Raw genomic sequence first — 12,397 nt, 5'->3', positions numbered from 1 at the left:
CCACAATGGGGGACGCCACACGAACCCCCGACATCGACGACGGGAAGGACCCGAGCGCATGGCCAACCCGGCCCCCGCCTCCCAGCGAGGCATCGCCATCACCGAGCACCGCCTGGCCAACGGCCTGCGCGTCGTCCTCTCCGAGGACCACCTCACCCCGGTCGCCGCGGTCTGCCTCTGGTACGACGTGGGCTCCCGCCACGAGGTCAAGGGCCGCACGGGCCTCGCCCACCTCTTCGAACACCTCATGTTCCAGGGCTCCGCCAACGTCTCCAACAACGGGCACTTCGAACTCGTCCAGGGTGCGGGCGGCTCCCTCAACGGCACCACCAGCTTCGAGCGCACCAACTACTTCGAGACCATGCCCGCCCACCAGCTCGAGCTCGCGCTCTGGCTCGAGGCCGACCGCATGGGCTCCCTCCTCGTCGCCCTCGACGAGACCTCGATGGAGAACCAGCGCGACGTCGTCAAGAACGAGCGCCGTCAGCGCTACGACAACGTCCCCTACGGCACCGCCTTCGAGAAGCTCACCGCGCTCTCCTTCCCCGACGGCCACCCGTACCACCACACCCCCATCGGGTCCATGGCCGACCTCGACGCCGCCACCCTCGAGGACGCCCGCGCGTTCTTCCGCACCTACTACGCGCCCAACAACGCCGTCCTGTCCGTCGTCGGCGACATCGACCCCGAGCAGACCATCGCCTGGGTCGAGAAGTACTTCGGCACCATCCCCGCCCACGACGGCAAGCAGCCCCCGCGCTCCGGCGAACTCCCCGCCGTCATCGGCCGCGAGATCCGCGAACTCGTCCACGAGGACGTCCCCTCCCGGGCCCTCATGGCCGCCTACCGCCTCCCGCACGACGGCACCCGCGAGGCCGACGCCGCCGACCTCGCCCTCACCATCCTCGGCAGCGGCGAATCCAGCCGGCTCTACAACCGGCTCGTCCGCCGCGACCGCACCGCCGTCTCCGCCGGCTTCGGGCTGCTGCGCCTCGCCGGCGCCCCCAGCCTCGGCTGGCTCGACGTCAAGACCTCCGGCGACGCGACCATCGCCCAGATCGACGCCGCCGTCGACGAGGAACTCGCCCGCTTCGCCGCCGAAGGCCCCACCGCCGAGGAACTCGAGCGCGCCCAGGCCCAGATCGAGCGCGAATCCCTCGACAGCCTCACCACCGTCGCCGGCCGTGCCGACGAACTCTGCCGCTACGCCGTCCTGTTCGGCGACCCCAAGCTCGTCAACGAGGCCCTCCCCAAGGTCCTCGACATCACCGCCGAAGAGGTCCGCGCCGTCGCCGAGGCCCGCCTCCACCCGGCCAACCGGGCCGTCCTCGTCTACGAGCCGACCCCGGTCGACTCCGACGACTCCGACGACTCCGCTGACGCTTCCGACGCCGACGCTTCCGCCGCTTCCGACGAGGAGGGTGCCGCCGTATGAGCACCGACCAGGCCCCCGCCATGACGTTCCACCCCCAGCCGCAGCCGGGCACCCCCGTCCCCTGGAACTTCCCCGCCCCCGAGCGCGCCGCCCTCGGAAACGGCATCACCGTCCTGCACTGCCACCGCCCCGGCCAGCAGCTCGTCGCCGTCGAGGTCCTCCTCGACGCCCCGCTCGCCGCCGAACCCGAGGGCCTCGACGGCATCGCCGCCATCCTCGCCCGCGCCCTCAGCGAAGGCACCGACACCCTCAGCGCCGAACAGTTCGCCGCCGAGCTCGAGCGCGCCGGCGCCACCCTCGACGCCCACGCCGACCACCCCTGCGTGCGCGTCTCCCTCGAGGTCCCCGCCTCCCGCCTCCAGCGCGGCCTCACCCTCCTCGCCGACGCCCTGCGCGCCCCCGCCCTCCCCGAGGAGGAGATCGAGCGCCTCGTCGCCAACCGCCTCGACGAGATCGTCCACGAGCAGGCCAACCCCGCCCGGCGCGCCGCCAAGGCCCTCTACGCCGAACTCTTCGACGCCGCCGACCGCCTCTCCCGCCCCCGGGCCGGCACCGCCGACACCGTCAAGAGCATCGACCGCGCCGCCGTCCGCGCCTTCTACGAGGCCCACGTCCGCCCGGCCACCACCACCGTCGTCGTGGTCGGCGACCTCACCGGCACCGACCTGCCCGCCCTGCTCGAGACCACCCTCGGCACCTGGACCGCCGCCGACGCGCAGCCCGCCGTCCTCGCCCCCGTCGCCGGGGACGACCACGGCCGCGTCGTCATCGTCGACCGCCCCGGCTCCGTCCAGACCCAGCTGCTCATCGGCCGCATCGGCCCCGACCGCCACGACCCCGTCTGGGCCGCCCAGATCCTCGGCACCTACTGCCTCGGCGGCACCCTCACCTCCCGCCTCGACCGGCTCCTGCGCGAGGAGAAGGGCTACACCTACGGCGTCCGCGCGTTCGCCCAGCCGCTGCGCTCCGCCGCCGACGGCACCGGCCGCTCGCTGCTCGCCATCAGCGGCTCCGTCGACACCGCCTCCACCGCCCCGGCGCTGGAGGACACCTGGAAGATCCTGCGCACCCTCGCCGCCGAGGGCCTCACCGACGCCGAGCGCGCCGAGGCCGTGCAGTTCCTGGTCGGGGTCGCGCCGCTCAAGTACGAGACCGCGGGCTCCGTCGCCGGCACCCTCGCCGACCAGGTCGAGCAGCACCTGCCCGACGACTACCAGGCCGAGGTCTACCGGCAGCTCGCCGAACTGCCCACCGCCGCGGCCACGGAGGCCGTCGTCGCCGCCTTCCCGCCGGATCGCCTCGTCACCGTCCTCGTCGGCGACGCCGCCGCGATCGCCGAGGACGTACGGGCGCTCGGCATCGGCGAGGTCACCGTCGTCAGCTGACGCTCCCGCTTGATTCCCGGCCCGGTGGAGCACCCGCTCCGCCGGGCCGGACCCGTTTGTAAATCCCTTGCAGGCCCGTCCCGTTCCATGGATAGATGTTCCCCGACGCACAGAACGTGCGAACACCGCGGATGCGACGAAGGGAGGCGGTCACCATGCGGGTCGAGCGAACCATACGACGCTCCCCAAGGCCGTCCCTCCCCTGTTCCGCCCCGGCCGCCTGAGCGCGCCCACCCCCTGAACTTCCCCGAGCCGCACCGGGACTCTGTGCGCGGCACTTTCCTCTGTTCAACCGACCCACGGAGGTCGTTCCACCATGACGTACACCGAAGTCCCCGGCATCCGGGTCCCCATCCGGATGTGGACCAACCCCGCGACGGTCGAGGGCGCGGCCATGCAGCAGCTGCGCAACATCAGCTCCCTGCCCTGGCTGCACGGCCTCGCCGTGATGCCCGACGTCCACCTGGGCAAGGGCGCCACCGTCGGCTCCGTCATCGCCATGAACGGCGCGGTCTGCCCGGCGGCGGTCGGCGTCGACATCGGCTGCGGCATGAGCGCGGTGAAGACCTCCCTCACCGCCAAGGACCTCCCCGACGACCTGTCCCGCCTCCGCTCCAAGATCGAGCAGGCCATCCCGGTCGGCCGCGGCCTGCACACGGACCCGGTCGACCCGACCAAGCTGCACGGATTCCGCGCGCCGGGCTGGGACGACTTCTGGCAGCGCTTCGACGATGTGGCAGAAGCGGTCAAATGGCGCCGTGAAAGGGCCATGCAGCAGATGGGAACGCTCGGATCCGGAAATCATCACACTGAGCTGTGTACGGATAATCATGGAAATGTGTGGCTGACGCTGCATTCCGGATCGCGTGGAATCGGCAAGGAGTTGGCTGAGCATCACATGGGCGTGGCCCGCTCGCTGCCGCACAACCAGGGCCTCGTCGATCGCGACCTCGCGGTCTTCATCTCGGAGACCCCGCAGATGGCGGCCTACCGCCAGGACCTCTTCTGGGCTCAGGAGTACGCGCTGCACAACCGCTCGATCATGATGGCCCTGCTCAAGGACGTCGTGCGCCGCGAGTTCCCCAAGGCGAAGGTCACGTTCGAGGACGAGATCAGCTGCCACCACAACTACGTGGCGGAGGAGCGGTACGACGGCCTGGACCTGCTGGTGACGCGCAAGGGCGCGATCCGGGCGCAGCGCGGTGACTACGGGATCATCCCGGGCTCCATGGCCACCGGCTCCTACATCGTCCGCGGCCTGGGCAACGAGGCGTCGTTCAACTCCGCCTCCCACGGCGCCGGCCGCAAGATGAGCCGCACCGCCGCGAAGAAGCGGTTCACCACGCAGGACCTGATCGAGCAGACCAAGGGCGTGGAGTGCCGCAAGGACAGCGGCGTGGTGGACGAGATCCCGGGCGCCTACAAGAACATCGAGAAGGTCATGGCGCAGCAGACCGACCTGGTCGAGCCGATCGCCCACCTCATGCAGGTCGTCTGCGTGAAGGGCTGAGCGCCGAAATGGGACGGCCCCCGACGTTGTCGGGGGCCGTCATCAGCGTTGCCGGGAGACTCTCGAATATTTGGGGCCGACGAGTCGCCAGTGCCGGATCGTGCAGCTCTTGAGCGTTCGGTCCAACTGCTCGGACGCTCGCTCCATGCTCGTCGCGGCGAGGATCACCTCATCCTCCTCCGGGGTCCAACTACGCCGCGGAGGTGCGAGCTTCATGGTTGGCGGGCGAACCCAGGTGCGGGCTCGATCGGCGCCCACTACCTTTCGAGGCAGGGCCAGGCAACCCGGGTAGTAGAGGTCGGTGGCCAGGGCCACCCCGGCCTCCTTCAGAAAGAGGATGTTGTAGATGTCGTCGCGCTTGTTGCGGGTGAGCTTGCGCCGGGCGCCGCACAACTGGTCCGCGTAGTCGGCCGTGAAGATCGCCAGGGCGTCGCTCTTGGTCGTCAGGCTCACGAACGGCAGGTCATCGGAGGTTCGGCCCACCGAGCCATCCGCGTCGATCAGGCCCCGCAGGTAGTCACGCCGGGAGAACGGCACGGTCGGTGGCCCGACGAGATCGGACTTCCGCCCCGCCGGGAGACCGAGTTCCTGCAGTTCCTCGCGGAACTCTCGGGCGTAGACCGTCCACATCACCGACGTGTGCTCCGCCTTGAAGTTCGTCGAACGCGTGCGGTACTTGATGGTGCTGTTGAACGGGCAGAGCCGCTGGAACTCCTCCAGGATGGGGGCATCGCGCGCCGAGAGTTCCACGCTCAGGGTGCCCTTGTTGCCGGGGCCCTGTCGGAGGTGCCCGTCCGCCTGGAGGAAGGCGAACATGTAGGCGTGCTCGGGTCGTTCGAGATCGAAGAAGGTCATGCGGCGAGCATGTGTGCGATCAGGCATCCATGGGGGATGATCGCGCACCAGTTCGCTCAATGGTGTGGATGCGATCTATTCGGCGAACAAAAGCGCCCGGCAGTGTTATCCACACTGCCGGGCGCTTCCTGTGTGCCGCGCGAGCCTCAGGCGGCGGCGGGGAGTTCGTCGAGGCCTTCGGAGACGAGCTTGGCGAGGCGGTCGAGGGCCTCGTCGGCGTTCTCGGCGTCGGAGGCGAGGATGACCTCGTCGCCGCCCTGGGCGCCCAGGGCGAGGAGGCCGAGCATGGAGGCGGCGTTGACGGGGTTGCCGCCGGGCTTGGCGATGGTGATCGGCACGCCGGTGGCCGTGACGGCCCGGACGAAGACGGAGGCGGGACGGGCGTGCAGGCCCTCGGCCCAACCGATGGTGACGCGGCGCTCGGCCATGAGACGTGCCTTTCCGGTGAAGCTGGTCACGGCCGTGCTCTGGGAGCGGGGGAAACGGCCATGTTGTCTAGACCAGTGTTGCACGCAGGCGACCCCTACGAGCCGCCGCGTTCGGTAGTTGTGATTGTTTCTTTTCGGGGCATAAGACCCGGTCGCGGGCCCTGTTCACCCTGCCGTGAGAGCACGTCCGGCGCCATTCGGCTCGCCGCCGGATAACCTGACGATCGTGGACGACTCCGCGGCAGCGCACCCCGACCAGCCGGACTATCCGCAGCACTGGGAAGCCGACGTCCTGCTGCGCGACGGGGGCACGGCCCGCATCAGGCCGATCACCCCCGGTGACGCCGGGCGCCTGGTGGAGTTCTACGAGCAGGTCTCGGAACAGTCCAAGTACTTCCGCTTCTTCGCCCCCTACCCCCGGCTGTCCGACAAGGACGTCCGCCGCTTCACCCACCACGACTTCGTGAACCGCGTCGGCCTCGCCGTCGTCGTCCGGGACCGCTTCATCGCCACCGTCCGCTACGACCGGATCGACGCCGAGGGCCGCCCCTCCGACACCGGCACCGACGCCGAGGTGGCGTTCCTGGTGCAGGACGCCCACCAGGGCCGGGGCGTGGCCTCCGCCCTGCTGGAGCACATCGCCGCCGTCGCGCAGGAGCGCGGCATCCGCCGCTTCCAGGCCGAGGTGCTGCCGGAGAACCGCAAGATGGTGAAGGTCTTCACCGACGCCGGCTACACCCAGCACCGCAGCTTCGCCGACGGCGTGGTGCACCTGGAGTTCGACCTGGAGCAGACCGATCGCTCCCTGGCCGTGATGCGCGCCCGCGAGCACCGCGCCGAGGCCCGCTCGGTGCAGCGGCTGCTGACCCCGCGCTCGGTGGCGGTGATCGGCGTCTCCCGCAACCCGCAGACCGTCGGCCGGGCGATCCTGCGCGACCTGCTGGGAGGGTTCGCGGGGGAGCCCGCAGAGCCGAAAGAGCCCGCGGAGCCAAAACAGCCCGCAGAGCCGAAAGAGCCGACAGAGCCCCCCCGCGCCGTGTACGCGGTGAACCGCAACGCCCCCGAGGGCACCGAGCTGGACGGCGTCCCGGTCCACCGCTCGATCCTGGAGATCCCCGGCCCGGTCGACCTCGCGGTGATCACCGTCCCCGAGGGCGCCGTCCCGGCGGCCGTCGCCGAGTGCGGCGCGCACGGTGTGCAGGGCCTGGTGGTGGTGACGGCCGGCTACGCCGAGACCGGACCAGAGGGCCGCGACCGCCAGCGCGCCCTGGTCCGCCAGGCCCGGGCCGCGGGCATGCGGGTGGTCGGCCCGAACGCCTTCGGCCTGATCAACACCGACCCGGACCGCCCGCTGAACGCCTCGCTCGCCCCGCACCTGCCCGAGCGCGGCGGCTTCGGCATCTTCTGCCAGTCCGGCGCGATCGGCGTGGCCCTGCTGGAGGCCGCCCACCGCAGGGGCCTCGGCGTCTCCTCCTTCGCCTCGGTCGGCAACCGCTCCGACGTCTCCGGCAACGACTTCCTCCAGTACTGGGCGGAGGACGAGGCCACCGAGGTGGTCCTCCTCTACCTGGAGTCCTTCGGCAACCCCCGCAAGTTCACCCGCATCGCCCGCCGCCTGGCCGCCGTCAAGCCGGTCGTGGTGGTCAAGGGCGCCCGGCACACAGGCAGCCTGCCGCCCGGCCACGCCGTCCCCGCCACCGCGACGGGCCTGCGCGACGCGACCGTGGACGCGCTGTTCGAGCAGGCCGGCGTCATCCGGGTCACGACGATCACCGAGCTGTACGACACGGGCGAGATGCTCGCCCAGCAGCCGCTGCCCCCGGGCGACCGCGTCGCCGTGGTCGGCAACTCCGACTCGCTGGGCCTGCTCACCTACGACGCCTGCCTGAGCGCGGGCCTGCGCCCCCGCACGCCCGTGGACCTCACCACGGCCGCCACCGGCGAGAACTTCCGCATCGCCCTGGACACCGCCCTCGCCGACCCGGCCGTGGACGCGGTGATCGCCGTCGCGATCCCGCCGATCGGCACCTCCGCCCACGCCTTCATGGGCGGACGCCTCACCGGCCCCGACGACCCGGAGATGGGGTCGGACGACCCGGAGATCGCCGCCGCCCTGCTGGAGGCGGGCGTCCGCGCCCGCGAGTCGGGCAAGCCGCTGCTGCTGGCCCACCTGGCCCTGACCGACCTGCCGCTGCGCCTGCGCGAGGGCGGCATCCCCGCCTACGCGGCGCCCGAACGCGCGGTGCGCGCCCTCGCCCACGCCGTCCACTACGCCCAGTGGCGCCGCCGCACCGCCGAGGCGGAGGAGACGGCCCGCGTCCCCGAGCTGGACCGGATCGACGAGCCGGCCGCCCGCGCCCTGGTCGAGGCGTCGCTGAACACCCGTGCCGCGGTTTCCCGCCCGTCGCCCGCCACCACCCTTGTTCGGGGCGCTACGCGCCGCTCCCTCCTGTTTCGCACCCAGCCCGGCGGCGCTCGGATCACCCTGCCCGACGCCGAGGCCCGCGCCCTGCTCGACTGCTACGGCATCGACGTCTCCCCGACCCTGCCGGCCCCCGACGAGGAGACGGCCGTCCGGGCCGCCGAGCGGCTCGGCTACCCGGTGGCCCTCAAGGCCACGGCCCCGCACCTGCGTCACCGCCCCGACCTGGGCAGCGTCCGTCTGGACCTCACCGGGGAGGCGGGCCTGCGCCGCGCCCACCGCGAGCTGGACGCCCTGCTCGGCGGCGCCCCGCAGGCCGAGCTGGTGGTGCAGCGGCTGGCCCCGCGCGGGGTGGACACCGTGATCGGCGCCACCGTGGACCCGGCCGTCGGCGCGATCCTCTCCTTCGGCCTGGCCGGGGCCCCCGCCGAACTGCTGGGCGACGTGGCGCACCGGCTGGTCCCGGCCACCGACCAGGACGTGGCCTCCCTGATCAGGGAGGTGCGCGCGGCCCCGCTGCTGTTCGGCTGGCGCGGGGCGGAGGCGGTGGACACCGCCGCGCTGGAGGAGCTGCTGCTGCGGGTCTCGCAGCTGGTGGACGACGTGCCGGAGATCGCCTCGGTGGACCTCGAACCCGTGGTCGTGGCGCCGCACGGGCTGGCGATCCTGGGGGCGCGGGTGCGGATCGCGCCGCTTCCGGTCCGCAGCGATCTGGGCCCGCGCGCCATGAGCACGCTGTAGCCTTCCTTGGTTGCGCCCCGCCCGTGGGCGCCTGTTGTCCGAAGCTCGGCGCCGTGCCGCCCGCTTCGTCGGCGGACCATGCCAGGATGGAGTTATGGCGAAGACCGGTACCACCACTCAGGACCTGCGCTCGGCGATCGAGCGCAGCGGCTACTACCCGGCCCTGGTGTCCGAAGCGGTGGAGTCCGCGGTGGGCCCCGAGCCGATCAGCTCCTACCTGGTGCACCAGGAGACGACCTTCGACGCCAACGAGGTGCGCCGGCACGTGACGGTGCTGGTGCTGACCCCGACGCGGTTCGTGGTGAGCCACACCGACGAGCAGTCGGGGGCCGAGAACAGCCCGGCGGTGCCGTTCGCGACGACCTCGACGGAGAGCGTGCGCCTGGACCGGATCGGCTCGGTGGTGGTGAGCCGGATGGTGGCGAACCCGGAGACGTACACCCCGGGCACGCTGCCGCGCGAGGTGGTGCTGACGATCGGCTGGGGTGCGGTGCAGCGCCTGGACCTGGAGCCGGCGGGCTGCTCGGACCCGAACTGTGACGCGGACCACGGGTACACGGGTTCGGCGACGGCTGACGACCTCTCACTGCGGGTGAGCGAGGCCGGGGACGGTCCGGAGACGGTGGCCCAGGCCCTCGTGTTCGCCCGGGCGCTGTCCGACGCGACGATCGACAACGGCCCGCGGGCCTGATCGAAGCCTCCCGAGACCGTCCCGAGAGCTTCCCGACCACCCGCGACGAATCCGGTTCCATGTCCTTCGCTTCCCCCGACGGCTACGACGCCTTCGAGATCCTCGACCCGGCCACGGCCCCCGCGCCCCCGTACGGCAGCGGTTCGCTGTGCGACCTGCTGCCCTCGGTGGCGGCGGGCCTCGGCGTGCCCGGGTTCACCGCGACGCTGCCGATCGCCCCGGCCGACCGGGCGGTGGTGTTCCTGGTGGACGGCCTGGGCTGGGAGCTGCTGCTGCGCCACCCCGAGTACGCGCCGTTCCTGTCCTCGCTGATCGGCAGTTCGCTGGGCGGTTCGGGCCGTCCGCTGACGGCCGGGTTCCCGTCGACGACGGCGACCTCGCTGGCCTCGGTCGGCACGGGCACCCCGCCGGGCCTGCACGGGCTGGCCGGTTACACGGTGGCGGTGCCGGGCTCGGGCTATCTGATGAACCAGCTGCGCTGGCAGCCGCACACGGACCCGCACGCCTGGCAGCCGTACCCGACGGTCTTCGAGCAGGTGCACGCGGCGGGCGTGGCGACGGCCCAGGTGTCCTCGCCGCTGTTCGCCCAGACCCCGCTGACCAGGGTGGCGCTGTCCGGCGGCACGTTCCTGGGCCGCACCACGGGCGAGGAGCGGATGGACCTGGCGGCCTCCTGGCTGGCCGAGCACGACCGGGCGCTGGTGTACACCTACGTCAGCGAGCTGGACGGCGCGGGCCACCGCTTCGGCGTGGACTCCGACGAGTGGCGGATGATGCTGGACTCGGTGGACCGGCTGGCCCGCCGCCTGGCCGAGCAGCTGCCGCCCCGCTCGGCGATGTACGTGACGGCCGACCACGGCATGATCGACGTCGCGCCGGAGGACCGGATCGACTTCGACGAGGACTGGGAGCTCGGCGCGGGCGTCGCCCTGCTGGGCGGCGAGGGCCGGGCCCGTCACGTGTACGCGGTGCCGGGCGCGGCGGCCGATGTGCACACGGTGTGGAGCGAGGTGCTGGGCGACCGGATGTGGGTGGCCACCCGGGACGAGGCGATCGCGGCGGGCTGGTTCGGCCCGGTGGTGGACCAGCGGGTGTACGGGCGGATCGGCGACGTGGTCGCCGCGGCGCGCGACGACATCGCGATCATCGCCTCCCGCAACGAGCCCGGTGAGTCCGCGATGATCGGTCTGCACGGCTCGATGACCCCGGTCGAGCAGTTCGTGCCGTTGCTCGAAGTCCGCGGCTGAGTGGCCCCCTTGACTCCTCTGTGCCCGAACCCCCTTGATGTGAAAGGCCCTTGCTCCACCCATGGCTGAACTGGTGTTCTTCTCGGGCACGATGGACTGCGGCAAGTCGACGCTCGCGCTGCAGATGGACCACAACCACACCGCGCGCGGCCGGCAGGGCCTCATCCTGACCCGCAACGACCGCGCGGGCGCGGCGACGATCTCCAGCCGGCTGGGCCTGCGGGCGGACGCGGTGGAGGTGACGGACGAGTTCGACTTCCACGCGTACGTGGTGCACCGGCTCTCGGCGGGCGGCCGGGTGGACTACCTGATCTGCGACGAGGCCCAGTTCTTCGCCGCCGAGCAGGTGGACCAGCTGGCCCGGGTGGTGGACGAACTCGACATCGACGTCTACACCTTCGGCATCACCACGGACTTCCGCACCCGGCTGTTCCCCGGTTCGCAGCGGCTGATCGAGCTGGCCGACCGGGTGGAGGTGCTGCAGGTGGAGGCACTGTGCTGGTGCGGCGCGCGGGCGACGCACAACGCCCGTACGGTCGGCGGGGTGATGGTGGTCGAGGGCGCCCAGGTGGTGATCGGCGACATCTCGGTGAGCGAGGACGAGGTCGGCTACGAGGTGCTGTGCCGCCGCCATCACCGCCGCCGGCTGACGGCCGCGACGGCCCGCGCCTCGGTGCTCTCCCCGGACGTGCTCCCCTTCGAGGAGCAGCAGGTCTGAGCCGGCGGGTCTGAGCCGACAGGTCTGAGCCGGCGGGTCTGATCCGGCAGGTCTGAGCCGACAGGTCTGAGCCGGCGGGTCCAGCCCCTAGACAGGGCCGGCGCCGACCTCCAGCACGGAGAAGTGCCCTCCCTGCGGGTCGGCCAGCCGGGCGGCGAGTCCGCGCGCGGTGTGGTGGGGCTCGACGAGGACGCGCCCGCCCAGGTCGACGGCCTGGCGGGCCGTCAGCGCGGCGTCGCGGACGGCGAAGTGGGTGCGCCAGCGCGGCGGGTGGCCGCGCAGGTCGGCGTGGTGGCGGATCCCGGCGACGGGCCGGCCGTGGACGATCAGCGCGCTCTCGCCCGCGTCGGGCCGCACGGGCCGGTCGAGGACGGCGGCGTAGAAGGCGGCGGAGCCGTCCGCGTCGGGGGTGAGCAGTTCGGACCAGGCGGGCCCACCCGGCGCGGAGGATGCCTCCCGCCCGGGGTGCTCCTCGCCCTGCCAGAGTCCGAAGACGGCGCCGGAGACGTCGGAGGCGATGGTCATCCGTCCGGCGCGCTCGGCCTGGAGGGGGCCGACGGCGACGGTCCCTCCGCACTCCCGGACGAGTCCGGCGGCGCGGTCGGCGTCGTCGACGGCGAAGTAGGTGGTCCACTGCACCGGGAACCCGGTGGCGCTGGCGACGCCGAGCCCGGCGACCGGGGCGCCGTCGAGTTCGGCCCGGACGTAGGCGCCGAGCTGCCCGGGGCCGGGGGCGTACGTCCAGCCGAGCAGCTCGCCGTAGAAGGCCCGGGCGCCGGGCAGGTCGTCGGTCAGCAGGCTGACCCAGCAGGGTGTGCCCTGGGCCAGTCGGAGTTCCACCGCGGGCAATGCGGGCCTCCTCACGGGTGGTTGGCGCACGGAAATCCTCGCGCGCGAGGGTGATGCTTCCACCCTGGCGCGCGCCCAACCCTCGGGCCGCGCGGAAAGTCCGGCAAAGAGCGCAC

At 72.3% G+C, this 12,397-nt stretch carries 10 protein-coding genes; 7 read left to right on the top strand and 3 right to left on the bottom strand.

The genetic code is table 11. The annotated features are described in order from the left end of the window. Positions 1-58: 58 nt before the first annotated feature. From ACIBCA_RS32605 to ACIBCA_RS32595, 3 genes are all read left to right on the top strand, one after another. On the top strand, positions 59-1,435 hold the full coding sequence (locus ACIBCA_RS32605; RefSeq protein ID WP_396286673.1) for a M16 family metallopeptidase: 1,377 nt from the start codon (positions 59-61) through the stop codon (positions 1,433-1,435). A gap of 20 nt (positions 1,436-1,455) precedes the next feature. After that, positions 1,456-2,820, top strand: a complete 1,365-nt coding sequence (locus ACIBCA_RS32600; RefSeq protein ID WP_396286754.1) for a M16 family metallopeptidase — start codon at positions 1,456-1,458, stop codon at positions 2,818-2,820. Between the two features lie 316 nt (positions 2,821-3,136). Beyond that, positions 3,137-4,330: an RtcB family protein gene (locus ACIBCA_RS32595; protein WP_396286672.1), complete on the top strand. Its 1,194-nt coding sequence runs from the start codon at positions 3,137-3,139 to the stop codon at positions 4,328-4,330. Between the two features lie 42 nt (positions 4,331-4,372). On the opposite strand, the gene ACIBCA_RS32590 is transcribed toward ACIBCA_RS32595, so the two are convergent. Next, positions 4,373-5,185: an LAGLIDADG family homing endonuclease gene (locus tag ACIBCA_RS32590; protein WP_396286671.1), complete on the bottom strand. Its 813-nt coding sequence runs from the start codon at positions 5,183-5,185 to the stop codon at positions 4,373-4,375. Between the two features lie 146 nt (positions 5,186-5,331). Beyond that, a complete protein-coding gene (locus ACIBCA_RS32585) occupies positions 5,332-5,613 on the bottom strand; it encodes an HPr family phosphocarrier protein (protein WP_396286753.1) in 282 nt (93 codons plus the stop codon). A 226-nt stretch (positions 5,614-5,839) separates the two neighbouring features. On the opposite strand from ACIBCA_RS32585, the gene ACIBCA_RS32580 reads away from it, so the two are divergent. From ACIBCA_RS32580 to ACIBCA_RS32565, 4 genes are all read left to right on the top strand, one after another. Then, positions 5,840-8,776 (top strand): GNAT family N-acetyltransferase, encoded by a 2,937-nt coding sequence (locus ACIBCA_RS32580; protein WP_396286670.1) that lies wholly within the window; start codon positions 5,840-5,842, stop codon positions 8,774-8,776. 94 nt (positions 8,777-8,870) lie between these two features. Continuing rightward, positions 8,871-9,467 (top strand): DUF5998 family protein, encoded by a 597-nt coding sequence (locus ACIBCA_RS32575; RefSeq protein WP_396286669.1) that lies wholly within the window; start codon positions 8,871-8,873, stop codon positions 9,465-9,467. Positions 9,468-9,526: 59 nt separating this feature from the next. Continuing rightward, positions 9,527-10,714 (top strand): alkaline phosphatase family protein, encoded by a 1,188-nt coding sequence (locus tag ACIBCA_RS32570; RefSeq protein WP_396286668.1) that lies wholly within the window; start codon positions 9,527-9,529, stop codon positions 10,712-10,714. A gap of 61 nt (positions 10,715-10,775) precedes the next feature. Continuing rightward, positions 10,776-11,432 carry a thymidine kinase gene (locus tag ACIBCA_RS32565; RefSeq protein ID WP_396286666.1) on the top strand — a complete coding sequence of 219 codons (657 nt, stop codon included), beginning with the start codon at positions 10,776-10,778 and terminating at the stop codon, positions 11,430-11,432. Between the two features lie 87 nt (positions 11,433-11,519). Here the strand turns inward: ACIBCA_RS32565 and ACIBCA_RS32560 are convergent, their stop codons facing one another. Beyond that, entirely contained in the window at positions 11,520-12,272 is a 753-nt protein-coding gene (locus ACIBCA_RS32560) for a VOC family protein (protein ID WP_396286752.1), read from the bottom strand. Positions 12,273-12,397 lie beyond the last annotated feature (125 nt).

Origin of the sequence: Kitasatospora sp. NPDC051170 (genome assembly GCF_044455705.1) — a bacterium.
Lineage (GTDB): Bacteria > Actinomycetota > Actinomycetes > Streptomycetales > Streptomycetaceae > Kitasatospora.
Note: the sequence above shows the minus strand (reverse complement) of the source record. Positions and strands in the feature narration are given on the sequence as shown.